Genomic DNA, 23573 nt, shown 5'->3' with positions numbered 1-23573 from the left:
TGCGCTCCCCGCTCGTGAGGCGGGAGGAGCCGGGGCAGCTGGAAACCGCAGCGAGGAGGGCCAAGCGGCCATGACGATGACCGACCCGATCGCAGACATGCTCACGCGTCTGCGCAACGCGAACTCGGCATACCACGACAGCGTGTCGATGCCGTACTCGAAGATCAAGGCGCACATCTCGGAGATCCTCCAGCAGGAGGGCTACATCACCGGATGGCACGTGGAGGACGCCGAAGTCGGCAAGAAGCTCGTGGTGGACCTGAAGTTCGGTCCCACCCGCGAGCGCTCCATCGCCGGCATCAAGCGCGTCTCGAAGCCCGGTCTCCGGGTGTACGCGAAGAAGGACAACCTGCCGAAGGTCCTGGGCGGACTGGGCGTCGCGATCATCTCGACGTCCTCCGGACTCATGACCGACAAGCAGGCCGGCAAGCGCGGCGTGGGCGGCGAAGTCCTCGCCTACGTCTGGTAGCGGAAGGAGAAACAGACAATGTCACGCATTGGACGTCTGCCGATCTCCGTTCCCAGCGGAGTCGAGGTCAAGATCGACGGCCAGAAGGTCTCGGTCAAGGGCCCGAAGGGCGCGCTCGAGCAGGTGATCGCTGAGCCGATCGCCATCGAGCTCAACGACGGAGTGATCACGGTCACCCGTCCGAACGACATCAACACGGTTCGGAGCCTCCACGGCCTGAGCCGCACCCTGATCTTCAACATGATCGTGGGTGTCACGCAGGGGTACGCCAAGACCCTTGAGATCCAGGGCGTCGGTTACCGCGTCGTCGCCAAGGGCCGGGACCTCGAGTTCTCCCTGGGCTACAGCCACCCGATCCTGGTCAAGGCGCCGGAAGGCATCACCTTCACGGTCGAGAAGCCGACCCTGTTCAAGGTCGAGGGCATCGACAAGCAGCAGGTCGGCGAGATCTCTGCCAACATCCGCAAGCTGCGCAAGCCCGACCCGTACAAGGGCAAGGGCGTGCGGTACCAGGGTGAGCAGATCCGCCGCAAGGTCGGAAAGGCTGGTAAGTAGTCATGGCTGGCACCAAGGGCCTGTTCCGGAAGGTCACGAGCAAGCGGGCGGTCTCCCGCAAGCGCCGTCACCTTCGGGTCCGCAAGAGGGTCGTCGGCACGGCTACGCGTCCGCGCCTCATCGTGACCCGCTCCACCAAGCACGTCTTCGTCCAGGTCGTCGACGACACCCTGGGCAAGACCGTCGCGTCGGCGTCGACCATGGAGGCCGCGCTGCGCACGGCCGAGGGCGACAAGACCGCGAAGTCGAAGGAAGTCGGCAAGCTCGTCGCCGAGCGCGCCAAGGCCGCCGGTGTCGAGGCCGTCGTCTTCGACCGGGCGGGCAACAAGTACCACGGCCGTGTCGCCGCCGTCGCGGATGGCGCCCGTGAAGGGGGTCTCGCACTGTGACCTCCAAGACCCAGTCTGAGAAGAGGAACCACTAATGGCAGCTGCTCCCAGTCGCGGAGGCGGCCAGGGCGGCGAGCGTCGTGACGGCCGTCGTGACGGACGCCGTGACGACCGCCGCGGTGGCGCCGACAAGGGCACGTCTTACATCGAGCGCGTCGTCGCGATCAACCGCGTCGCCAAGGTCGTGAAGGGTGGTCGTCGCTTCAGCTTCACCGCCCTCGTGATCGTCGGCGACGGCAACGGCACGGTCGGCGTCGGCTACGGCAAGGCCAAGGAAGTCCCCGCGGCCATCGCCAAGGGCGTCGAAGAGGCCAAGAAGAACTTCTTCAAGGTCCCCAGGATCCAGGGCACCATCCCCCACCTCACCCAGGGTGAGGCCGCCGCGGGTGTCGTGCTGCTGAAGCCGGCCAGCCCCGGTACCGGTGTCATCGCCGGTGGCCCGGTGCGCGCCGTCCTGGAGTGCGCGGGCGTCCACGACGTCCTGTCCAAGTCGCTCGGCAGCTCGAACGCCATCAACATCGTCCACGCGACGGTGCAGGCGCTCAAGCAGCTCAAGCGCCCCGAGGAGATCGCGGCCAAGCGCGGCCTGCCGATCGAGGACGTCGCCCCCGCCGCCATGCTGCGGGCCCGCGCCGCCGGCCTCGAGGCCGCGAAGGTCGAGGTGAACTCGTGAGCCAGCTCAAGATCACGCAGATCAAGTCCGTGATCAGCGAGAAGCAGAACCAGCGGGACTCGCTGCGGACCCTGGGCCTCAAGAAGATCGGCCAGAGCGTCGTTCGGGAGGACAAGCCCGAGGTCATCGGCCTGATCCGCACCGTTGCCCACCTGGTGAAGGTGGAGGAGGTCGAATCATGAGCGAGGCGCTGAAGGTCCATGACCTCAAGCCGGCTCCGGGCGCCCACAAGAAGAAGGTCCGCAAGGGCCGCGGTGAGGCGTCCAAGGGCAAGACCGCGGGTCGCGGTACGAAGGGCACGAAGGCCCGGAACACCGTCCCGGTCGGCTTCGAGGGCGGGCAGATGCCCCTGATCCGTCGGGTTCCGAAGCTCAAGGGCTTCAAGAACCCGAACCGGGTCGAGTTCCAGGTCGTGAACCTGGACAAGCTCGGCGAGCTGTACCCCTCCGGTGGAGAGGTCACCGCCGAGGACCTGGCGGCCAAGGGCGCGGTCCGCGCCGGCCGTCCGGTGAAGATCCTCGGCACCGGCGAGATCTCCGTCGCGGTCCAGGTGAAGGTGAACGCCTTCTCCGGCTCCGCCAAGGAGAAGATCGTGGCCGCCGGCGGAACCGCCGAGCAGGTCTGATCGAAGATGCGGAACCGGGGCTGACCGTCCATCGTTGGAGGGTCGGCCCCGGCTTCGTCTGCTGTTAGCATTCGACGGGCCCCACCCGGGGTCCAGAGCAAAGTTGGATCGCGGCTCCAGGCCGTCTGGAACAGGTCGTAAACGCGCAGGAGGAATGGTGCTCACCGCTGTTGTTAGGGCATTCAAGACGCCCGACCTGCGCAAAAAGCTACTGTTCACATTGGCGATCATTGTCATCTTCCGGATCGGCGCGCTGCTGCCGACCCCCGGTGTGAACGTACCGGCCGTGCAGCAGGCGATCGAGGCGGCCGAGTCCGGCGCCAACGCGAGCCTCTACTCGCTGATCAACCTCTTCAGCGGCGGCGCGCTGCTCAAGCTGTCGATCTTCGCGCTCGGCATCATGCCGTACATCACCGCGAGCATCATCCTGCAGCTCCTCACCGTGGTGATCCCACGGCTGGAGGCCCTCAAGAAGGAGGGCCAGGCCGGCACGTCGAAGATCACCCAGTACACCCGGTACCTGACGATCGCGCTGGCGATCCTCCAGTCCACGGGCATCGTGGCCATGGCCTCGACCGGGAACCTGTTCAGTGGACAGTCGGTGGACGTGCTCTACGACACCTCGCTGTTCACGATCATCACCATCGTCATCACGATGACGGCCGGCACCGGCGTCATCATGTGGCTGGGCGAGCTCATCACCGACCGCGGCATCGGCAACGGCATGTCGATCCTCATCTTCACCACGGTCGTCGCCTCGTTCCCGCAGCAGTTCATCAACATCTTCCAGACCAAGGGCGGCTTCGTCTTCACGATCGTCCTCCTGATCGGTCTGGCCATCGTCGCCGCCGTCGTCTTCGTCGAGCAGGCGCAGCGCCGCATCCCGGTGCAGTACGCCAAGCGGATGGTCGGCCGCCGCATGTACGGCGGCACCTCGACGTACATCCCGCTGAAGGTCAACCAGGCGGGCATCATCCCCGTGATCTTCGCCTCCTCGCTGCTGTACCTCCCGCAGCTCGCCGGTCAGCTCTGGCCGAACAACGAGTTCCTCGGCAAGTGGGTCCTGCCGTACCTCCAGCAGGACAACCCGGTGAACATGGGCATCACGTTCGCCCTGATCGTGTTCTTCACGTACTTCTACGTGGCCATCACGTTCAACCCCACTGAAGTCGCCGACAACATGAAGAAGTACGGTGGTTTCATCCCGGGTATCCGTCCGGGGCGGCCCACCGCCGAGTACCTCGACTACGTGCTCACGCGGATCACCGCTCCCGGCGCGCTCTACCTGGGTCTGGTCGCCCTCATTCCGTTGGTGGCGTTCTCGCTGATCCAGGCGGCGAACGACTTCCCCTTCGGCGGCACCAGCATCCTGATCATCGTCGGCGTTGGGTTGGACACCGTGAAGCAGATCGAATCTCAGCTCCAGCAGCGTAGTTACGAAGGTTTCCTCCGCTAGTGCGTATCGTGCTCGTGGGCCCCCCGGGAGCGGGCAAGGGAACTCAGGCCCAGTTCATCGCATCCCATCTGTCGGTCCCGAAGATCTCGACAGGTGACATCTTCCGCGCCAATGTGAGCGGCGGAACCGAGCTCGGCGTCCTCGCCAAGCAGTACATGGACAAGGGCGACCTCGTCCCCGACGAGGTGACGGTCGCCATGGTGCGCGACCGCATCTCCCAGCCGGACGCCCTCGGTGGGTTCCTGCTGGACGGCTTCCCCCGCAACGTGCCGCAGGCCGAGACGCTGCGCACGATCCTCGCCGACGGCGGCCTGGCCCTGGACAAGGTCCTGGAGCTCGAGGTCGACGAGGAAGAGGTCGTGCGGCGGCTGTCGGGCCGTCGGACGTGCGGCCAGTGCGGCCGCATCTGGCACGTGGAGTTCGACCAGGGTCGCGACGACATCTGCGACGACTGCGGCGGACAGCTGTTCCAGCGGGACGACGACAAGGAAGAAGTCGTCCGGCACCGGCTCGAGGTCTACAAGGAACAGACCGAGCCGCTCGTGGAGTTCTACGACAAGGAAGGGATCCTGGTCGGCATTCAGGCCACCGGGACCGTCGAAGAGGTCACCGCCCGCGCGCTCGGCGCGCTGCGCGCGTAACCGAGAGCAGGGCAGTTGGGGGGACGGGTGTTCAGAAGGCGGACGCGCATCCAGCTCAAGACTCCTGAGCAGATCGAGCTCATGCGGGTCGCCGGGCGACTGGTGGGCGAGACGCTCGCGCTGGTCGCCGCGGCGGTGAAGCCGGGAGTCAGCACGCTGGACCTGGACCGGATCGCCGAGGACAACATCCGCGGCAACGGCGGTGTCCCATCCTTCATCGGCGTACCAGGGCCGATCACCCCCTTCCCGGCCACCCTCTGCACCTCGGTGAACGAGGAGATCGTGCACTGCATCCCGCGCGCGGACAAGGTCCTGCGCGAGGGCGACGTGATCGCGATCGACTGCGGCGCCATCGTGGACGGCTGGCACGGCGACGCTGCCGTGACCGTCGCCGTCGGCGAGATCGCCCCGGACGTCCAGAAGCTCCTCGACGTGACCGAGGAGTCGCTGTGGCGCGGAATGGCGGCCTGCAAGGTCGGCGGCCACCTCGGCGACATCGGGCACGCCGTCGAGTCCTACGTGCGCTCTGAGGGCCGCTACGGCATCGTCGAGGGCTACGGCGGGCACGGCATCGGCACCGAGATGCACATGGAGCCCTTCATCGCCAACGTCGGGCGCAAGGGCAGCGGGATGCTGCTCGGCACCGGCATGGTGTTCGCGGTGGAGCCGATGGTGAACCTCGGCAAGCCGCACACCGAGGAGATGGAGGACGGCTGGACGGTCGTCACCGCCGACCGCAGCCCCTCGGCGCACTTCGAGCACACGGTGGCGATCACCGCGCAGGGACCCCAGGTGCTGACGGCACTTGATGGGTGGCGGGAGCGCATCGCAGAATTGGGCTGAGCCCGATCATGGGCGGTCCGGCCTACGAGGGAAGTGACCAGCGATGCCGTCGAGTCCGGAGATGCGGGCGTCCGACCGGGACCGTGACCGGTTCGCGGAGGTCCTCCGGGACAACTACGCCCAGGGCCGGCTGAACCTCGACGAGCTGAACGAGCGCCTGGAGCGCGCGTACGCCGCGAAGACGCTCGGCGACCTTGAAACGCTGACCGCGGATCTGCCCGCCAAGGACATGTACGACCTCCCGATCCCCGCTTCGGAGACGACGGTCGCCACCCGCAAGGGCGGCGAGGTCGCACGCCCGGGCAAGGGACTGCGCGCCGAATGGGCCACCTACGTCTCGGTGAACCTGGTCCTCGCCTCGATCTGGCTGATCGCCTCGATCGCCGCCGGCGGCGTCGGCTTCCCCTGGTTCCTGTGGGTCGCCGGACCCTGGGGCGCGGTGCTGCTGGCGCAGACGCTGTTCGGCGGCGGACGCTCCGACGGCTGAGCCGCCTCAGGCGGTCGCGCGGATCGCGTGGGTCAGCGCCTTGACGAGCGTGCGCGGGTCGGGGGCGATCTCCGGCACCACCTCGCGCAGCGCGAGCCAGCCGTTGACGGCCCGGGTGGTCGGCGCGGCCTCGTCCAGCGCGGGGTCGTCGATCCCGTACCAGGCGGAGATGAGTGACCAACGCCACAGCCGGTGTTGCTCGGGTGGCGGGAAGCCGCCGGCGCCCCGCTGGCCGGTGGAGGCCAACCTGACGGACTCGACGGTCCGCCCCACGCGCTCGGCGATCTCGCGCAGCGCCAGCAGCGGATCGGCCTCGACGCGCCGCACGACGATGCCGGGCGCGGCGCCCTCGACCTCGGTGACGACCTCGACCATGGCCTGGGCCAGGGACGGAGCCTCCCAGCTGCACCTGGCGTTGGCCGGTCCGGTGACCTCGGCGGAGGACTTCACGAACGAGACGGTGACGTACCCTTGGGTCCGTTCGAAGAGCGGGTCCAGCTCATGCTCGAAGACTGGTCTGCTGAGGACCAGTTCGAAGTCATAAGCCGCCATGTGAGCAACGTACCCGCCCGGCCCGCGCTGGGAAAGCCGGTAGGGGCGAGCGGGGCGGCGGGTCGCTGATTTCGCATTCTCGGGCGCGTCGCGTAGACTCGCTATTCGGTCCAGTATCAGACCCGTCATGTGCCCTCATATCGAACACGCGTTCTAAGGAATTCCGGTTCCGGGAACGTTGTCGCGAATGGGGTGGCTCGGGTCGCGGACGTCCCTCCTCTCGGAGGGCCTGTCCTGGACTTCTCCGCGAGGAACACCACCCGCCGCCGTCTCGTACGGTCGCGGGCGTGTGTCGACGCGGGGAACAGACGAAACCGAGCAGCGAAGCGCGGAGGTCATGGCCAAGAAGGAAGGCGCCATCGAGATCGAGGGCGTTGTCGTCGAGTCTCTCCCGAACGCCATGTTCCGGGTGGAACTGGACAACGGGCACAAGGTCCTCGCGCATATCAGCGGCAAGATGCGGATGCACTACATCCGAATCCTCCCCGATGACCGGGTTGTTGTGGAGCTCTCTCCCTACGACCTGACTCGCGGCCGGATCGTCTACCGCTACAAGTAACCGACAAGGGTTGCCTTTTCCGTCGTGGCAGACGGGAATGACCCTGCGAACACGTCAGGAGACCCTCATGAAGGTCAAGCCGAGCGTCAAGAAGATCTGCTCCAAGTGCCGCGTCATCCGTCGGCACGGCCGCGTCATGGTGATCTGCCAGGACCCGCGCCACAAGCAGCGTCAGGGCTGAGGCTCTCTCTACGCGCTCCACAACAACTCAACAACCGCCGCAGTTCGCCACGTCCTCCGAGATCTCGGGGGATACGGGCGAGTGACCCCCGGTCGGAGGCCGGGGCCCGCCCTGGGCAGGGACGGGGACGCGGTCGGTAGGACCTCCGCCTGAACGAAAGGACACTGCCCGATGGCACGCATCGCCGGTGTCGACCTTCCGCGCGAAAAGCGCCTGGAGGTCGCGCTGACCTACATCTACGGCATCGGTCGCACCCGTGCGCTCGAGACCCTCGCCGCCACCGGTGTCTCCGGTGACCTGCGGGTGCACCAGCTCAGCGACGCCGAGCTGATCCCGCTGCGCGAGTACATCGACGCGAACTACAAGATCGAGGGCGACCTGCGCCGCGAGGTGCAGGCCGACATCCGCCGCAAGATCGAGATCGGGTGCTACCAGGGCATCCGTCACCGCAAGGGCCTCCCGGTCCACGGTCAGCGCACGCAGACCAACGCGCGCACCCGCAAGGGCAAGAAGAAGACCGTCGCCGGCAAGAAGAAGGCCGGCAAGAAGTAGGCCTTGGGGGCGCGAGAACGCGCCCCGCCGACGACCGGTCCGATGACCTCTGGAGTGAAGAAGAGCAATGCCTCCTAAGAGCCGCCAGGGCGCTGCCAAGAAGCTGCGCCGCAAGGAAAAGAAGAACGTCGCTCACGGGCACGCCCACATCAAGAGCACGTTCAACAACACCATCGTCTCCATCACCGACCCCAACGGGAACGTGATCTCCTGGGCCTCGTCCGGCCACGTGGGTTTCAAGGGCTCCCGTAAGTCCACCCCGTACGCCGCGCAGCAGGCCGCCGAGAACGCCGCCCGCCGCGCCATGGAGCACGGCATGCGCAAGGTCGACGTCTTCGTGAAGGGTCCGGGCTCCGGCCGCGAGACCGCGATCCGCTCCCTCCAGGCCACCGGCCTCGAGGTCGGCTCGATCCAGGACGTCACACCCGTGCCGCACAACGGCTGCCGCCCGCCGAAGCGTCGTCGGGTCTGATCGGAGAGATAGAGACATGGCTCGTTACACCGGTGCCGACTGCAAGCTGTGCCGTCGGGAGAAGACCAAGCTGTTCCTGAAGGGCAGCAAGTGCCTGGGCGCCAAGTGCCCGATCGAGAGCCGGCCCTACCCTCCGGGTGAGCACGGCCGCGGTCGGACCAAGGAGTCCGAGTACCAGCTCCAGCTGCGCGAGAAGCAGAAGACCCGCCGTATCTACGGCGTGCTGGAGAAGCAGTTCCGCAACTACTACGAAGAGGCGACCCGCAAGAGCGGCAAGACGGGTGAGAACCTGCTCACGCTGCTGGAGCGCCGCCTCGACAACGTGGTCTACCGGGCCGGCTTCGCCAAGTCGCGCGACGCCGCGCGCCAGGCGATCCGCCACAACCACATCCTCGTGAACGGCAAGCGGGTCAACATCCCGTCGTTCCTCGTGTCCGAGAAGGACATCATCGAGGTGCGCGCCAAGTCGGTCGAGATGACGCCGTTCGTCGTCGCCCGCGCCGAGGCCGAGGCGCACCAGGTCCCCGCGTGGATCTCGGTGCTCTCGGACCAGATGCGCATCCTGGTGCACTCCGTGCCGGTCCGTCAGCAGATCGACACGCAGGTCCAGGAGCAGCTGATCGTCGAGCTCTACTCGAAGTAATCCCTTCGGGAGATCTCACCGCCCCCGACAGGTGCTTCGGCGCCTATCGGGGGCACCCTGTTGTTGTCAGTGCCGTCAAATAGCGGGCGGCCCGACGGAAAGTGGGCATCATGCTCATCGCACAGCGCCCCGCTCTCACCGAAGAGCAGGTCGACGACTACCGCAGCCGCTTCGTCATCGAGCCGCTGGAGCCGGGCTTCGGCTACACCATCGGCAACTCGCTGCGTCGCACGCTGCTTTCCTCCATCCCCGGCGCCGCTGTCACCAGCATCCGCGTCGAGGGCGTCCTGCACGAGTTCTCCACCGTGCCGGGCGTCAAGGAGGACCTCACCGACATCATCCTGAACCTCAAGCAGCTGGTCGTCTCCTCCGAGCACGACGAGCCGGTGGTCATGTACCTGCGCAAGCAGGGCCCGGGTGACGTCACCGCCGCGGACATCGCGCCGCCGGCCGGGGTCGAGGTGCACAACCCCGACCTCAAGATCGCCACGCTGAACGGCAAGGCGAAGCTGGAGATGGAGCTGACGGTCGAGCGCGGCCGCGGTTACGTCTCGGCGACCCAGAACAAGCAGCCGGGGCAGGAGATCGGCCGGATCCCGATCGACTCCATCTACTCCCCGGTGCTGAAGGTCACCTACAAGGTCGAGGCCACCCGAGTCGAGCAGCGCACCGACTTCGACCGCCTCATCCTCGACGTGGAGACCAAGCACTGCATGCTGCCGCGCGACGCCGTCGCGTCGGCCGGCAAGACCCTCATGGAGCTGTTCGGCCTCGCCCGTGAGCTCAACGTCGAGGCCGAGGGCATCGACATGGGCCCGTCCGTGGCCGACGCCGCGCTGGCGGCCGATCTGGCGCTGCCGATCGAGGAGCTGAACCTCACGGTCCGCTCCTACAACTGCCTCAAGCGCGAGGGCATCCACTCGGTGGGCGAGCTCGTGGCCCGCTCCGAGCAGGACCTGCTCGACATCCGCAACTTCGGCGCCAAGTCGATCGAGGAAGTCAAGCAGAAGCTGCACGACATGGGGCTGTCCCTCAAGGACTCCCCGCCCGGATTCGACCCGACCGCCGCCGCCGACGCCTACGGCGACGGGGACGACGAGTCGTTCGCCGAGACCGAGCAGTACTAATTCATCATCGCTGACTCCAGTACCTGACACGGCTGGAGCAGGAAGGAAGTGCCATGCCCAGGCCCACCAAGGGAGCCCGCCTCGGCGGTAGCCCGGCCCACGAGAAGCTGATCCTGTCGAACCTGGCGACTCAGCTCTTCGAGCACGGCCGCATCACGACCACCGAGGCCAAGGCCCGCCGCCTTCGCCCCGTGGCCGAGAAGCTGATCACCAAGGCGAAGAAGGGTGACATCGCCAACCGCCGCCTGGTGCTGCAGACCGTCCGCGACAAGGGCGTGGTGCACAAGCTGTTCACCGAGATCGGCCCGCACTTCGCGGAGCGTCCCGGCGGCTACACCCGGATCACCAAGATCGGCCCCCGCAAGGGCGACAACGCGCCGATGGCCGTGATCGAGCTCGTCGCCGAGCAGGTCTCGGGCGTCACCGTCCGCAAGACCAGCGCGCCGGTCGAGGAGCCGAAGGTCGAGGACCCGAAGGCAGTGGACACTGCTGACGAGACCGCCGCCGAGGAGACCCCGGTCGCTGAGGCCGAGGCGACCGAGGCCGCCGAGGAGAAGGCCGACGACGCCCAGTAAGCGTCGTTCCGGTTCTGCCAACGGCCCGTCGTTCCCGTTCGGGGACGGCGGGCCGTTGTCGTTTGAGACACTGAGTGTGACCACTGGACTGCGGGGAAGCGGGGACATGACGTCGTTGGTGAGGCTCCGGCTCGACATCTCCTATGACGGCTCGGAATTCGCGGGCTGGGCGAGGCAGCCCGAGCAGCGGACCGTCCAGGGGGCGGTCGAGGACGCCCTGGCCAAGATCATGCGGCTCGACCCGCCGCCGGTGCTGACGGTGGCGGGCCGCACCGACGCCGGCGTGCACGCGACGGGGCAGGTCGCGCACGTCGTCGTGCCGTACCCGAACTACCAGCAGATCAGCGGGGCGATGACGCGGCGCCTGGCCGCGGTGCTGCCGCCCGACGTGCGCGTGACCGCGGTGACGCTCGCGCCCGATGGCTTCGACGCCCGTTTCTCGGCCCTGCGGCGCCGCTACGAGTACCGGGTGAGCGACGAGCCGACCGGCCTGCCGCCGCTGGACCGGCACGACACCGTCTGGCACCCCAGGCCGCTGAACGTGGACCGGATGAACGCGGCGGCGGCCCTGCTCGTCGGCGAGCACGACTTCGCGGCCTACTGCCGCAAGCGCGAGGGCGCGACCACGATCCGGCGGCTGCTGCGCTACGAGTGGGAGCGGCGCGGTGAGCGCCTCGCGGTCGCGACGGTCGAGGCCGACGCCTTCTGCCACTCGATGGTGCGGGCGCTGGTGGGCGCGCTGCTGTCGGTGGGCGACGGCCGCAAGCCCGTCGAGTGGCCCGCCGAGGTGCTGTTGGCGGGCGTGCGGGACTCCGCGGTGAAGGTGGCGCCCGCGCACGGGCTCGCCCTCGTGGAGATCGTCTATCCGGAGAACAGCAAGCTCGCCGCAAGGGCTCAGGAGACCCGCAGGGTCCGCACGCTGGCGCCTCCGGTGGAGCGGCCCGCGCCCTCCGGGCCCGCGCCCTCCGAGCCGGCGGCGCATGGCGCGGGCTGAGCGCGGGCCCGGATCAGCGCTCGTGCAGCGGGGCCCCCACGTAGCCGATGAAGGCCGTGGCGACCTTGGCGAAGGCCAGGTCTGCCTTCGCGGGCTTGCGGCCCTCCAGATGGCGTACGTAGACGTACAGGATGTATCTGCCGTAGGTGGTGCTGGCGGCGTAGCCGCCTGAGGCGCCGAGTTGCTTCGTGCGCTTGCCGGGCAGCCCCGTGAACCACTCGCCCTTGCGGGCGGGGCTGCCGCCCTTCTGGACGGTGATCGCGACGCGCTTGGTCGGCATCGCGACGACGCCGACGGTGATCCCGGTCTTGCCGTTGCCGCTGACGAACGTGGAGCGGACCACCATCTGGCAGTCGTTCCTGATCAGCGACTTGGCCATCGCCCCCGCGGCGGCGTAGTCGCAGCGGAGGTTGAGCGACTTGCGGTCGAGGGCGTAGTCCCGGCCGTCCAGGGTGACCTTCCGGGTGGGGAAGACCTCGCCCATGGTGAGCGGCTCGGGGTCGGTGTCGGCGGTGTCGACCGACGGGATCCCGGACGACGCGGGGGTCTCCGTCGGCTGGGGCGCGGAGGCCGTCACGGTGGCGGTGACGGTCGGGGCGGCCGCCGCGGGAGGCGGCCCGTCGTCGGTGAGGACCGCGTAGGCGAGCGCCGCGATGGCGAGGGCGGGCACGAGCGCGAGCGCGACGTACAGGGGAGCCCGCCTGCGCCTGCGCGCCCCGTGCCGGGCGGACCGTGACGGCGTCGGGGCTTCCGCCTCGGCGGGAGGTTCCGTGGCGGAGGGTTCCGCGGGGGCGGGCTCGGGGACGGAGAAAGAGGGCGCGGGGTCCGCCGGGTGCTCGGACGGCGCCGCGGAAGGCCGGGAGGCCAGTCCGACGACCGTCGTGCCGCCCGAGGAGACGGCAGGGGCGGGCTCGGCCGGCGGCACGGGTGGCGGAACCCTGCGCGGGATCTCGCCGGTGATCGTCGCCTCGGCGGGCGGGATCTCCGGGCTCTTGGGCACGATCGTGCCCGTGAGGAAGTCGCCGGAGGACTCCGGGGACTGGGTGGCGCCCTGCACGGGAGCTGCGAGGACGCCGATCGGCGCCCCGGCGGGAGGTTCGGCCGGGGGGATCACCGGTGCCCACCAGGGGGCGGCGGGCGGACCTTCGGCGGGGTCGGCTTCGAGCGTCGAGGCCGGAGGAGACGGGGGAGCCTCCGCGGCCTCGGACCCGCGCCGGGTGTCGTCAGGACCGGACATGGTCGTACAGGGTAGTCAACGGGGTGAAGATCCGGAGGGTTCGTCGGGAATTCGCGCTTCGCCGGTCAATTCGCGCTTCGCTGGTCAAGAGGACGGTTCGCCCGCGGAGTCGCGGAAGTGCAGGGCGGGACCCAGATTGCTGCCGTTCACCGTGCTCTGCGCGAAGACCTGGGCCCGCTTGCGGTTCTTGGCGGGGATGGGCTTGCCGTCCGGCGCCTGCACCCACGTCATGATCAGGTAGTGGCCCTCGGTCCAGGCCGCGCCCAGCGCGTCGCCCTGACCGATCTTGGCGGTGACGCCCTTGCCGGGCAGTGCCACCACGTAGGCGTCCTTGTCCTTGGCGGCCTTCTCGGCCTTCGCCGCGGCCTGCGAGGTGGCCAGGTTGGCGACGCCGATCGTGCCGATCATGCGCCCGTCCTTGGTGGCGAACGTCGCCCGCAGGAACTGGGTGCACTTGCCCTTCTTCAGGGCGCTCTGCAGCGCGGTGCCGTGCACGGCGTCGGCGCAGCCCTTGGTGGACTTGCGGATGGACATCACGTAGGCGGTGCCCTTGACCGTGAACTTCTTCTTGGCGAAGACCTCGCCCAGCTTGAGCGGCTTGGGGTCGGTCTTGCGGCTCTTCAGCAGGCCGGAGGCCGCCGGCACGGAGGGCTCCGCCGAAGACGTCCCTTCGGGGGCGGTTCCGTCGGAGCTCTGTCCGGCGACCGGGACGTTCTTGTCGGCGGAGTCGTCGCCGCGGGTGAGCGCGTAGGCGCCGACGCCCGCGACGGCCACCGCGGCGACGAGCGCGCCCGCGATGATCAGGCCTTTTCGGCCGCCTCCGCCTCCGCCGCGCTCGCTGCCGATCTCCTCGCGCGCGCCCTCGGGCTGCCACTGCTCACCGCGGTCATAGGCGGGGGCGGGCCGGGCGGGGGGCACCGAGGTGTCGATCTGCGGCTCGCCCCAGCCGGCGGGCGGCGGGACGGCCTGCGCGCCGGTGAAGGCGTGCTCGGCGTCGTAGCGCGGGACCTCGTAGCTCCCGCTGGCGGTGGCGCCGCCGCCGAAGCGCTCGGCGTCGTGGCGGGCCTCGTCGGCGTAGGGGTCGGCGTGGGGTTCGCGGGGGTAGGCGTTGGGCGGGTACCGGAAATCGTGCTCGGCGGGCTGCCGGTACGGCCCGGAATGCGACTCCTGGTCGTGGTACTGAGGCTCGTCGTACTGCTGAGGTTCTCCGTACTGCTGGGGCTCCCCGTACTGCGGCAGCGCGTAGGTGCCGGTGGCCCCTTCGGGCGACGGCGGCGCGGTGGCGACGGTCGGGTTGTCGTAGCCCCCGGCGGGTGCGCCGGACGGGCCGGGGCCGACCGGGATCTCGCCTGAGGCGACGCCGTCGTGCCAGGGGGACTGCTGCGGCCCACTGGGGCCGTCGAAGGAGGCTTCGGGGCCTGCCTGCCAGGTGTCGGCGTAGCCGGCGGCGGGCGCGGCGAGCGGGTTCTCGGGCACGCCGCCCTGCGGGGCCTCGGGCCAGGGCCTGTCGTCCAGCGGTCCCTGCGGACGGGCGGCCGCGCCCTCCAGCCAGGCGCCGCCGGTCTGCTCGCCGCCCCATCCGGCGGCGGCCTCCGGGCCGTGCCAGGACGCGGGGGCCTCGCCCTGGCCTTCGGGGAGCGGGGGCTGCTGCGGGGGGACGGGGGCGCTCAAGGGGTGGCGGGACCAGTCGTCCTCGGCCGCTTCCAGCGGATCGCTGTCCCAGGACGCCCTTTGCTGGTTGCTGTCACCCGGATAACCCATGATGCTGAGCCTATCGGTCGAATCGTCAGTTGCCCTTGCGGCCCGGCTGCTGACTCCACGATGACACGGCGCAAGGCCCGTGCGCAGCCGCTTTGCCGCATGCTCCCGGGCTCGGATATGCTGAGCGTTCGTATGTGTCGGGTTGCCTGAGAGGGCGGAGATTTTCCCGAGAGATCGCCTGAGAGATCAGGAGTGGGAACTCCGCCGCTTCCGGCGTCTCAAACATCCGGCACAGGCCCGTCTGAAGTACGGCCATGCGCAAGGGTGCGGCTTCCGCCGCCGAGCATGGACGGTACGGAACGTCTGAAGGGCCGATTCCGACAGTCGACAAAAAGAAGGCTTACGCCGTGCGCACGTACACCCCTAAGCCCGCTGACGTGGAGCGTCAGTGGCACGTCATCGACGCGACCGATGTCGTGCTGGGCCGCCTCGCCAGCCAGGTCGCGGTCCTGCTTCGGGGCAAGCACAAGCCGATCTACGCGCCGCACGTTGACACCGGTGACTTCGTCATCATCGTCAACGCCGACAAGATCGCGCTCTCGGGCAAGAAGCTCGAGCAGAAGAAGGCCTACCGTCACTCGGGTTACCCGGGTGGTCTGCGGGCCCTCGCCTACAAGGACCTGCTCGAGAAGTTCCCGGAGCGCGCCGTCGAGAAGGCGATCAAGGGCATGCTGCCGAAGACCAAGCTGGGCCGCGCCCAGTTCGGCAAGGTCAAGGTCTACGCCGGTCCGAACCACCCGCACTCGGCTCAGCAGCCGGTGCCGTTCGAGATCGCGCAGATCGCCCAGTAGGTCTGGCTTACGCCAGCCCCCGCATCGAAAAAGAGGCCGCTGGGGCGCCCTGAGAGCTTAGGCAGGGTCCGCCGCCCCGGTTAGAAGACCAGACAGGAGAACGGAACACAGTGGCTGAGACCACCGAGACCGAGTCGACCGAGTTCGACATCGAGGACGCCCCGTCCGAGTACACCACCGAGTCCGCCGAGATCGAGGAAGTCGTCGTGCGGGTGCCCGCCGCGACCGGCCCCGCCTCCGCGACCGGCCGCCGCAAGGAGGCGATCGCCCGCGTGCGCATCGTCCCCGGTTCGGGCAACTGGACCGTCAACGGCCGCACCCTTGAGGGGTACTTCCCCAACAAGGTGCACCAGCAGCTCATCAACGAGCCCTTCGTCACGCTCGGCCTCGAGGGCCAGTGGGACGTCATCGCGCGCGTCCACGGCGGCGGTGTCACGGGTCAGGCCGGCGCCCTGCGCATGGGGATCTCCCGGGCGCTTCAGCTCTCGGACCCGGACAACCGCCCGGCGCTGAAGAAGGCCGGCTTCCTCACCCGTGACCCGCGGGCCAAGGAACGCAAGAAGGCCGGTCTCAAGAAGGCCCGCAAGGCTCCGCAGTACAGCAAGCGCTAATCCCGCAAGCTGCTCGACGGGTTCGCTTAGCGCGGCTTGTGTCGCAGAGCGGCGGACATCACGATGCACGAAGGTGTACGTGGTGTCCGCCGCTTCTGTCTATCTATCCAGGGATTGAGGGTGATCTTGACGTGGGTCGGCTGTTCGGAACCGACGGGGTGCGCGGGCTGGCGAACCGGGACCTGACCGCACGGCTGGCGGTGGATCTTTCCATCGCGGCGGCGCGGGTGCTGGGCGACGCGGGCGCGTTCGAAGGGCATCGCCCGGTGGCCGTCGTGGGCAGGGACCCGCGTGCTTCCGGTGAGTTCCTTGAGGCCGCGGTCGTGGCGGGCCTGGCGAGCGCCGGTGTGGACGTGCTGCGCCTGGGAGTGCTGCCGACCCCCGCGGTCGCCTATCTGACGCGTGAGCTGGGCGCGGATCTCGGCGTGATGCTTTCGGCGTCGCACAACCCGGCGCCCGACAACGGGATCAAGTTCTTCGACCGCAGCGGCTTCAAGCTGGCCGACGAGATCGAGGACAGGATCGAGGCGCGGCTCGGCGAGGACTGGCAGGGCCCGACGGGCGGCGGCGTGGGCCGGGTCCGCGAGGCCGCCGGCGAGCTGTCGCGCTACGCCGACCACCTCCTTTCGACGCTCGGGGTGTCCCTGGCCGGGCTGCGCGTGGTCGTGGACTGCGCGCACGGCGCCGCGGCGGGCCTCGCGCCGGACCTGCTGCGCCGCGCGGGCGCGGAGGTCGTCGCGATCGGCGCGGAGCCGGACGGCCTCAACATCAACGACGGGGTCGGCTCGACCCACCTGGAGGCGCTGCGCGCCGCGGTCGTGGCGCACGACGCCCACGCGGGCCTCGCCTTCGACGGGGACGCCGACCGGTGCCTCGCGGTGACCGCGTCGGGCGAGGACGTCGACGGCGACCAGATCATGGCGATCCTCGCGCTGGAGCTGCACGACGCGGGCCGGCTGCCGGAGGCCACGGTCGTCGCGACGGTCATGTCGAACCTCGGGTTCAAGATCGCGTTGCGCGAGCAGGGCCTGACGGTCGTGGAGACCGCGGTCGGCGACAGGTACGTGCTGGAGGCGATGCGCGAGGGGGCGTTCGGCTTCGGCGGCGAGCAGTCCGGCCACGTGATCATGCTGGAGCACGGGACGACGGGCGACGGAGTGCTCACCGGGCTGCACCTTCTCGCCGCGGTGGCCCGCCGGGGCCGTCCGCTGGACGAGCTGGCCAAGTGCATGACGCGGCTGCCGCAGGTCCTCATCAACGTGCGGGGGGTGGCCAAGGAGCGCGCGGCGACGTCGCCGGAGCTGGCCGCCGCCGTCGCCGCGGCCGAGGCGGAGCTGGGCGACTCGGGCCGGGTGCTCATCCGGCCTTCGGGCACCGAGCCGATGGTCCGGGTGATGGTGGAGGCCGCCGCCGAGGAGCAGGCGCACACCGTCGCCGAGCGCCTGGCCGAGGCGGTCCGGACGCACCTGTGAGGCCGCGGGGGAGCGGGCGGCGGCGCCGTCCGCTCGGCCCCGCCGCGAGGCGTGGTTTCGGTCGGCGCCTCGCGGGCATTCCCGCGTGCCTTCCATAACACCCGCGCAGATGAGAATTGCGATGGTGCGAGGTCGGCTGAACATTCGCCGAATCCGGCGATAACGATTTGGGTGTGCCTGGTTCCGGGGAACCGCCGGGCCGGGTGACGATGGCCCCATGGACGACGCCCGCGCGGAAAGTCCCTTCTCCCAGCGAGTCATCTCGCTGACCCGTTCCTGGCCCCATCTGCGAGTGGAACGTGCCGACTGCGGGGTGGGCGTCGCCCTCTCCGTCGACGGCGGCCAGGTGGCCCACCTGCACGACGACGACGCCGAGCTGCTGGTCGGCCGTGCGAGCGTCGACCGGATCCGCCCCGCGCTGGAGTGCGCGGGACGCATCGTCCCCGACGGCCCCGCGATCCGGGTGCTGCTGAACGGGGAGAACGACGTGAAGCTGGTGGTGACGCTGCTCAGCGTCGCGATCAAGGCGAGGCGTACGGAGGAGGGGAACGGTCCATGGTGCCGGGTCGCGCGGCGCGGGCTCGCCGTGCCGTGAGGTTCAGCAGGTCTTCAGCATCGCGGTGAGGCCGTCCTCGGCGGCTGCCGTCACGGGCAGGTCGTAGGCGAGCGCGACCTTCACGAACCCCTGCGCGTACTCGCAACGGAAGTCCTGCGGGGGCTGCCACTCCTCGGGGCCGGAGTCGCCCTTGCGCTGGTTGGCCCGGCCGCCGACGGCCAGCAGGTTGCGCGGGTCGTTGGCGAACTCCTCCCGGCGCGCCTTGTCCCAGTCCGACGCCCCCATGCGCCACGCGAGGGCGAGCGGATAGAGGTGGTCGATCTGGACCTCGGTCGGGCGCGAGCGGTCGAAGTCGATGGATCCGTCGCCGTAAGGGTCGTCCTTCAGGACGCCGGACAGCACGACGCAGTCGTCGCGCTTGTCCACGTCGGCGAGGTCGCGGGCGAGGACGTCGTTGCGGGTGTCGCAGCCGTTGCCGTCGACGTCCTTCCAGGAGCTGCCGAAGGCCTCGCGCTCGTAGGAGCCGTCGTCGGTCTCCTTCGCGACGCGCAGGCGCTCGACGGAGGCGAGGCCGGATCCGTCGGCGTCGGCGGGTTCGCGGTCGGGGGAGCCGGCGGAGACCGTGCAGGAGGTCAGGGCGAGACCTGCGCACACCGCGGCGAGGGCCATGCGGAGCATGGGGCCACCTCTTCAGTTTTCTGCGGGCATTAGCCCTGATTCGGGGGAATTGTCAGATTACGCGTGCGGCGGCGTCTGCGGCAGCATGGGCCGCATGCTGCATGTGCGCGCGATCGTGCCCCCGGACCGGACCGAGGCGGTCGTGGCGGAACTCGCCCTGCACGTCGGGGTCACCAACGTCGTCGTGCTGCCCGACGCGGCCCGGGTGCCGTCGGGCGACCTCGTCACGTGCGACGTGGCCCGTGAGGCCGCCGACGACGTCCTGGGCGGGCTCAAGGCCCGCGGCATCGCCCAGGCCGGCTCGATCTCGGCCACCGAGGTGGACCTCGCGCTCTCCGACGCCGCGGAGGAGGCCGAGGCGCGCGCGCCCGGCCACGGATCCGACGCGGTGGTGTGGGACCAGGTCTACCGGCACCTCCAGGAAGGCTCCCAGCTCACCTGGACGTTCGGGGCGTTCCTCGTCCTCGCCACCCTCCTCGCCGGGGTCGCCGCCCTGCTCGACTCGCCGATCCTCGTCGTCGGCGCGATGGTGCTCGGCCCCGAGTTCGTGCCGATCGCCGCGATCGCGTTCGCGCTGCTGACCTTCCGGTGGCGGCTGCTGCGCGACGCCTCGACGACGCTTCTCCTGGGCTTCGCGCTCGCCATCGCGGGGACGTACCTGTGCACCAGGCTCGGCCGCGCCACCGGCTTCCTCGACCTTGCCGAGCTGCCCGCGAGCCGCCCGCTCACCGGCTTCATCTACAGCCCGGACCGGTGGTCGTTCCTCGTCGCGATCCTCGCCGGCATCGCCGGGGTGCTGTCGCTGACGTCGGGCAAGGCCGAGGCGCTGGTCGGCGTGTTCATCTCGGTCACAACGGTCCCGGCCGCGGGCAACCTCGCCGTGGCGCTCGCGCTCGGGCACTATTCGGAGGTGCGCGGGTCGGTCCTCCAGCTCGCGGTGAACATCGCCGGGATGGTCCTCGCCGGCATCGTGACGTTCGTGGTCCAGTGGCTGTGCTGGAGACTGGTACTAAGGAGGGGGCGGGGTCGTTCCAAGGAGGGATGACGCAATCGCCCGACCAGCCCTAGCCTTCCCTTATGCCCATCATCACCACCCGGGACCTCACGATGAGGTTCCCCGGCGTGACCGCGCTGGAATCGCTCAGCGTCGGCGTCGAACCCGGCGTCACCGGGCTCGTCGGCGCGAACGGAGCGGGCAAGTCGACCCTCATCAGGATCCTGCTCGGCCTGCAGAAGCCGACGTCCGGAGCCGCCGAGGTGCTCGGCCACGACATCGCGACGGGCGGCGCGGAGATCCGCGGCCTCGTCGGCTTCATGCCCGAGTACGAGTGCCTTCCCCCCGACGTGTCCGCCACCGAGTTCGTCGTCCACATGGCCCGGATGTCCGGGCTGCCGGCGTCGGCCGCCCGTGAGCGCGCCGCCGACGTGCTCCGCCACGTCGGCCTGTACGAGGAGCGGTACCGCCCGATCGGCGGCTACTCCACGGGCATGCGGCAGAAGGTGAAGCTCGCCCAGGCGCTCGTGCACGACCCGCGCCTCGTCTTCCTCGACGAGCCCACGAACGGCCTCGACCCCCGCGGCCGCGACGAGATGCTCGGCCTGATCCGGCGGATCGGCGCGGAGTTCGGCATCAGCGTCCTGGTCACCTCCCACCTGCTCGGCGAGCTGGAGCGGATCTGCGACGACGTCGTGATCATCGACGGCGGCAGGCTGCTGCGCTCGTCGGCCGTCGCGTCGTTCACCGAGACCAGCGGCATGCTCGTCGTCGAGGTCGAGGAGGGCCGCGACGAACTCGGCGCCCGCCTCGCCGAACGCGGCCTCGAGGCACGGCCCGAGGGCCGCACGCTCGTGGTGCGCATCGACGGCGAGGAGACCTACGACGTGATCCGCGACGGCGTCGTCGACCTTGACCTCGCGCTCATCCGGATGGAGCAGGCGCGCCACCACATCGAGGAGGTGTTCCAGCGATGAGCACCGCCATCCACGACATCGGGTACCGCCACTACGACGGCCCCCGCCAGAGCCATGCGCAGACCGTCCGGGCGCTGTACGTGCACAACCTCCGCACCGTGTTCGGGTTCGGCCGCGGCGCCAAGGCCAAGATCATCCCCTTCGCGCTGGCGGCCATGCTGATGCTGCCCGCGCTCGCCGACGTCGTCATCAAGGCGGTCGTGCACGAGGCCGAGTTCATCGTGCCGATCGAGGCCTACGGCTACGGCTTCCAGCCGCTCATCGCGATCTTCCTCGCCGCGCAGGCCCCGGTGGCGGCGTCCCGGGAGATCCGGTTCCGGGTCGTCCCCCTGTACTTCTCGCGGCCGATCGGGCCGCGCGACTTCGTCCTCGCCAAGTTCGGCGCGTTCGCCACGGCGCTGACGCTGCTGACCGCGCTGCCCATGACCCTCATGTACGTCGGGTTCCTCCTCACCCGGTCGAGCATCGTCGACGCCGCCGCGCAGGCGGGGGCCATCGGCGGCACCGACGACATCGCCTCCGCCGCCGAGGTCACCGGACAGTGGGCGCTCGCCCTGGTGGGCGCGGTGCTGCTGGCCCTGGTCCTGTCCTCGTTCGCGCTGCTCGTCGCGGCCTACACGCCGCGGCGCGGCTTCGGCGTCGCCGCCGTCGTCGCGCTCTACCTGATGTCCAACGCGCTCGTCGGGATCGTGCAGGGCGTCGCCGACTCGCGCGGCGCCTACGACCTCGCCGGCTGGATGAACCTGTTCACCCCGGTCAAGCTCGTCTACGGCACCCAGGTGTCGGTGTTCGGCGCCGCCGAGGCCCCGATCGTCTGGCCCCCACCGGACGGCGCCGTCGTCGTCTTCCCGCTGTTCTGCGTGCTCGTCGTCGCCGGTTCGCTGGCCGCGCTGCACGCCCGGTTCCGGAAGGCGGGCGTCTGATGGCCGTCATCACCGTGGAGAACGTCTCGCGCTGGTACGGCAACGTCGTCGCCGTCAACGGGATCACCATGACGATCGGGCCGGGCGTCACCGGCCTGCTCGGCCCGAACGGCGCGGGCAAGTCCACGCTCATCCACATGATGGGCGGCTTCCTCGGCCCGTCGACGGGCGCGCTGAAGATCGACGGCCAGGACATCTGGGGCAACCCCGAGGTGTACCGGCACATCGGCCTGGTGCCCGAGCGGGAGAGCGCCTACGACTTCCTCACCGGCGCGCAGTTCATCCTCGCCATGGCCAGGCTGCACAAGCTCCCCGACCCGAAGGCCGCGGCCGCGCGGGCGATCGGCCTCGTGGAGATGGACTACGCCGCCGACCGTCAGATCGGCAACTACTCCAAGGGCATGAAGCAGCGCATCAAGATGGCCTCGGCCCTGGTGCACGACCCGGCGGTGCTGCTGCTCGACGAGCCGTTCAACGGGATGGACCCGCGCCAGCGGCTCCAGCTCATGGACCTCATCCGGAACATGGCCGACCAGGGGCGCACGATCCTGTTCAGCTCGCACATCCTGGAGGAGGTCGAGCGGCTCGCGACCCACATCGAGGTCGTCGTCGCCGGACGGCACGCGGCGTCCGGCGACTTCCGCGAGATCCGCCGGCTGATGACCGACCGGGCGCACGTGTTCTCGCTGCGCTCCTCCGACGACCGGGCGCTCGCCACCGCGGTGATCGCCGACGCCTCGGCGACCGCGGTCCGGGTCACCGACCAGGGCCTGGAGATCGAGGTCGGCGACTTCGCCCGCTTCACCCGCCTCCTGCCCAGGCTGGCCAAGGAGTCCGGCGTCCGCCTGCACGAGGTCTCGCCCTCGGACGAGTCCCTCGAAAGCGTCTTCAGCTACCTGGTGGAGAGATGAACCTTACGATCGTCGCGCTGACCCTGCGGGGGATGCTCGGACGCCGCCGCGCGATCCTGCTGTTCCTGCTGCCCCTGGTCCTGCTGGCGCTGGCGGTGGGATTGGCGGTCACCGGCTACGACAACCTGCAGACCAGCACGGACGTGCTGCACGCGTTCGGGGTCGTGGTGCTGCTGCCGCTGCTCGCGCTGATCATCGGGACGGGCGTCATCGGCCCGGAGATCGACGAGGGCCAGATCATGTACGTGCTCACCAAGCCGATCCCGCGCACGTCGGTGGTGCTCACCAAGTACGTGTGCGCGGTCGGCCTCCTCGCCGCGTTCGCCGCCGTGCCCGTGTGGCTGGCAGGCGTGCTGATGCTCGGCCCTGGCTCGGACGTCCCGTGGGCGTTCGCCGTCGGCGTCCTGCAGAGCGGCGTGGTCTACGCCGCGGTGTTCCTGGCGCTGGCGGTGGTGAGCCGCAACGCCGTCACCATCGGGCTCATCTACGCCCTGGTCTGGGAATCCATGATCGGCGGCTTCGTCGCGGGCTCCCGCAACCTGTCCGTCCAGAGCTGGGGCCTGTCGACCGTGGACGCCCTGACCTCCGCCACGACCATCGACATCGGCTCGTCGGTCACCACGGGCCTGGTCCTGTCGGCGATCACCACGGCAGTGGCGCTGGCCTTCGCGGTGTCCAGGCTCCGCACCCTGACCCTGGCCTCCGCCGACTAACAAACGGGCGCTGCCCCGAGGGCCCCGTGCCGTGATCCGCGGCACGGGGCCCTCGCGCGTTCAGCAGCCGGCGGGCTCGCGGGCGCATCGCCTCGGGCCGGGCGTGCACGGCGGACCGCGGAGAACGTCCACCGCTGGCGGACGGCTACCCTGGGC

31 protein-coding genes are annotated in these 23573 nt (G+C 69.7%); 27 read left to right on the top strand and 4 right to left on the bottom strand.

The window, feature by feature from the left end; translation table 11 throughout:
• Positions 1-70: 70 nt before the first annotated feature.
• From rpsH to ACYVOM_RS06120, 10 genes are all read left to right on the top strand, one after another.
• Complete coding sequence (gene rpsH / locus ACYVOM_RS06165; protein WP_123669995.1) at positions 71-469, top strand: 30S ribosomal protein S8; 399 nt, start codon at positions 71-73, stop codon at positions 467-469.
• Between the two features lie 18 nt (positions 470-487).
• A complete protein-coding gene (gene rplF, locus ACYVOM_RS06160) occupies positions 488-1024 on the top strand; it encodes a 50S ribosomal protein L6 (RefSeq protein WP_460302222.1) in 537 nt (178 codons plus the stop codon).
• Positions 1025-1026: 2 nt separating this feature from the next.
• Complete coding sequence (gene rplR, locus ACYVOM_RS06155; protein WP_460302221.1) at positions 1027-1413, top strand: 50S ribosomal protein L18; 387 nt, start codon at positions 1027-1029, stop codon at positions 1411-1413.
• 34 nt (positions 1414-1447) lie between these two features.
• Complete coding sequence (gene rpsE, locus ACYVOM_RS06150) at positions 1448-2086, top strand: 30S ribosomal protein S5 (protein ID WP_460302220.1); 639 nt, start codon at positions 1448-1450, stop codon at positions 2084-2086.
• Positions 2083-2268 (top strand): 50S ribosomal protein L30, encoded by a 186-nt coding sequence (rpmD, locus tag ACYVOM_RS06145; RefSeq protein WP_123669999.1) that lies wholly within the window; start codon positions 2083-2085, stop codon positions 2266-2268. Before rpsE ends, rpmD begins: the two co-directional genes overlap by 4 nt.
• Positions 2265-2711, top strand: a complete 447-nt coding sequence (gene rplO, locus ACYVOM_RS06140) for a 50S ribosomal protein L15 (protein ID WP_460302219.1) — start codon at positions 2265-2267, stop codon at positions 2709-2711. The genes rpmD and rplO overlap by 4 nt, the downstream gene beginning before the upstream one ends.
• A gap of 157 nt (positions 2712-2868) precedes the next feature.
• Complete coding sequence (gene secY / locus ACYVOM_RS06135; protein WP_460302361.1) at positions 2869-4167, top strand: preprotein translocase subunit SecY; 1299 nt, start codon at positions 2869-2871, stop codon at positions 4165-4167.
• Entirely contained in the window at positions 4167-4808 is a 642-nt protein-coding gene (locus tag ACYVOM_RS06130) for an adenylate kinase (RefSeq protein WP_460302218.1), read from the top strand. The genes secY and ACYVOM_RS06130 overlap by 1 nt, the downstream gene beginning before the upstream one ends.
• Before the next feature lie 27 nt (positions 4809-4835).
• Positions 4836-5651: a type I methionyl aminopeptidase gene (gene map / locus ACYVOM_RS06125; RefSeq protein ID WP_460302217.1), complete on the top strand. Its 816-nt coding sequence runs from the start codon at positions 4836-4838 to the stop codon at positions 5649-5651.
• 43 nt (positions 5652-5694) lie between these two features.
• Complete coding sequence (locus ACYVOM_RS06120; RefSeq protein ID WP_460302216.1) at positions 5695-6138, top strand: DUF1707 domain-containing protein; 444 nt, start codon at positions 5695-5697, stop codon at positions 6136-6138.
• Between the two features lie 6 nt (positions 6139-6144).
• Here ACYVOM_RS06120 and ACYVOM_RS06115 read toward each other — a convergent pair whose 3' ends face one another.
• Positions 6145-6690 (bottom strand): hypothetical protein, encoded by a 546-nt coding sequence (locus tag ACYVOM_RS06115; protein ID WP_460302215.1) that lies wholly within the window; start codon positions 6688-6690, stop codon positions 6145-6147.
• Positions 6691-7027: 337 nt separating this feature from the next.
• Here ACYVOM_RS06115 and infA point away from each other — a divergent pair, with 337 nt between their 5' ends.
• The 8 genes from infA (at position 7028) to truA (ending at position 11793) form a co-directional block, all read left to right on the top strand.
• Positions 7028-7249, top strand: a complete 222-nt coding sequence (infA, locus tag ACYVOM_RS06110) for a translation initiation factor IF-1 (RefSeq protein ID WP_123670005.1) — start codon at positions 7028-7030, stop codon at positions 7247-7249.
• A gap of 67 nt (positions 7250-7316) precedes the next feature.
• Entirely contained in the window at positions 7317-7430 is a 114-nt protein-coding gene (gene rpmJ, locus ACYVOM_RS06105) for a 50S ribosomal protein L36 (protein ID WP_106402415.1), read from the top strand.
• A 171-nt stretch (positions 7431-7601) separates the two neighbouring features.
• Positions 7602-7982, top strand: a complete 381-nt coding sequence (gene rpsM / locus ACYVOM_RS06100) for a 30S ribosomal protein S13 (protein WP_230615091.1) — start codon at positions 7602-7604, stop codon at positions 7980-7982.
• 67 nt (positions 7983-8049) lie between these two features.
• Positions 8050-8454, top strand: coding sequence for a 30S ribosomal protein S11 (gene rpsK / locus ACYVOM_RS06095; RefSeq protein ID WP_230615089.1), 405 nt, complete (start codon positions 8050-8052; stop codon positions 8452-8454).
• 16 nt (positions 8455-8470) lie between these two features.
• Positions 8471-9097, top strand: a complete 627-nt coding sequence (gene rpsD / locus ACYVOM_RS06090; protein ID WP_460302214.1) for a 30S ribosomal protein S4 — start codon at positions 8471-8473, stop codon at positions 9095-9097.
• A gap of 110 nt (positions 9098-9207) precedes the next feature.
• The gene (locus tag ACYVOM_RS06085; RefSeq protein WP_460302213.1) at positions 9208-10224 is read left to right on the top strand and encodes a DNA-directed RNA polymerase subunit alpha; all 1017 of its coding nucleotides are present in this window, start codon (positions 9208-9210) and stop codon (positions 10222-10224) included.
• A 53-nt stretch (positions 10225-10277) separates the two neighbouring features.
• The gene (gene rplQ, locus ACYVOM_RS06080; RefSeq protein ID WP_460302212.1) at positions 10278-10799 is read left to right on the top strand and encodes a 50S ribosomal protein L17; all 522 of its coding nucleotides are present in this window, start codon (positions 10278-10280) and stop codon (positions 10797-10799) included.
• A gap of 106 nt (positions 10800-10905) precedes the next feature.
• On the top strand, positions 10906-11793 hold the full coding sequence (gene truA / locus ACYVOM_RS06075; RefSeq protein WP_460302211.1) for a tRNA pseudouridine(38-40) synthase TruA: 888 nt from the start codon (positions 10906-10908) through the stop codon (positions 11791-11793).
• A gap of 13 nt (positions 11794-11806) precedes the next feature.
• Here the strand turns inward: truA and ACYVOM_RS06070 are convergent, their stop codons facing one another.
• Together ACYVOM_RS06070 and ACYVOM_RS06065 are read right to left on the bottom strand one after the other, a co-directional pair.
• A complete protein-coding gene (locus ACYVOM_RS06070; protein WP_460302210.1) occupies positions 11807-13030 on the bottom strand; it encodes a hypothetical protein in 1224 nt (407 codons plus the stop codon).
• Between the two features lie 84 nt (positions 13031-13114).
• Positions 13115-14791: a hypothetical protein gene (locus ACYVOM_RS06065; RefSeq protein ID WP_460302209.1), complete on the bottom strand. Its 1677-nt coding sequence runs from the start codon at positions 14789-14791 to the stop codon at positions 13115-13117.
• Positions 14792-15138: 347 nt separating this feature from the next.
• On the opposite strand from ACYVOM_RS06065, the gene rplM reads away from it, so the two are divergent.
• The 4 genes from rplM (at position 15139) to ACYVOM_RS06045 (ending at position 18260) form a co-directional block, all read left to right on the top strand.
• Entirely contained in the window at positions 15139-15582 is a 444-nt protein-coding gene (gene rplM, locus ACYVOM_RS06060; protein ID WP_460302360.1) for a 50S ribosomal protein L13, read from the top strand.
• Positions 15583-15692: 110 nt separating this feature from the next.
• Positions 15693-16193, top strand: coding sequence for a 30S ribosomal protein S9 (rpsI, locus tag ACYVOM_RS06055; RefSeq protein WP_460302208.1), 501 nt, complete (start codon positions 15693-15695; stop codon positions 16191-16193).
• A gap of 131 nt (positions 16194-16324) precedes the next feature.
• Positions 16325-17665 carry a phosphoglucosamine mutase gene (gene glmM, locus ACYVOM_RS06050; protein WP_460302207.1) on the top strand — a complete coding sequence of 447 codons (1341 nt, stop codon included), beginning with the start codon at positions 16325-16327 and terminating at the stop codon, positions 17663-17665.
• Positions 17666-17957: 292 nt separating this feature from the next.
• Complete coding sequence (locus ACYVOM_RS06045) at positions 17958-18260, top strand: hypothetical protein (protein ID WP_460302206.1); 303 nt, start codon at positions 17958-17960, stop codon at positions 18258-18260.
• Between the two features lie 3 nt (positions 18261-18263).
• Here the strand turns inward: ACYVOM_RS06045 and ACYVOM_RS06040 are convergent, their stop codons facing one another.
• On the bottom strand, positions 18264-18899 hold the full coding sequence (locus ACYVOM_RS06040; RefSeq protein ID WP_460302205.1) for an HNH endonuclease family protein: 636 nt from the start codon (positions 18897-18899) through the stop codon (positions 18264-18266).
• Between the two features lie 94 nt (positions 18900-18993).
• Between ACYVOM_RS06040 and ACYVOM_RS06035 the strand changes: the two genes are divergently transcribed.
• Genes ACYVOM_RS06035 through ACYVOM_RS06015 form a run of 5 tightly spaced genes read left to right on the top strand, consistent with a single transcriptional unit; the run spans position 18994 to position 23417 of the window.
• Positions 18994-19944 (top strand): DUF389 domain-containing protein, encoded by a 951-nt coding sequence (locus ACYVOM_RS06035; protein ID WP_460302204.1) that lies wholly within the window; start codon positions 18994-18996, stop codon positions 19942-19944.
• Between the two features lie 32 nt (positions 19945-19976).
• Positions 19977-20870, top strand: coding sequence for an ABC transporter ATP-binding protein (locus ACYVOM_RS06030; RefSeq protein WP_460302203.1), 894 nt, complete (start codon positions 19977-19979; stop codon positions 20868-20870).
• Complete coding sequence (locus tag ACYVOM_RS06025; RefSeq protein ID WP_460302202.1) at positions 20867-21793, top strand: ABC transporter permease; 927 nt, start codon at positions 20867-20869, stop codon at positions 21791-21793. The genes ACYVOM_RS06030 and ACYVOM_RS06025 overlap by 4 nt, the downstream gene beginning before the upstream one ends.
• On the top strand, positions 21793-22704 hold the full coding sequence (locus tag ACYVOM_RS06020) for an ABC transporter ATP-binding protein (RefSeq protein ID WP_460302201.1): 912 nt from the start codon (positions 21793-21795) through the stop codon (positions 22702-22704). The genes ACYVOM_RS06025 and ACYVOM_RS06020 overlap by 1 nt, the downstream gene beginning before the upstream one ends.
• Positions 22701-23417 (top strand): ABC transporter permease, encoded by a 717-nt coding sequence (locus ACYVOM_RS06015; protein ID WP_460302200.1) that lies wholly within the window; start codon positions 22701-22703, stop codon positions 23415-23417. Before ACYVOM_RS06020 ends, ACYVOM_RS06015 begins: the two co-directional genes overlap by 4 nt.
• The last annotated feature ends 156 nt before the right edge of the window (positions 23418-23573 follow it).

The sequence above is a fragment of the Actinocorallia aurea genome, assembly GCF_054783995.1.
This window is presented reverse-complemented; position numbering and strand designations above follow the sequence as displayed.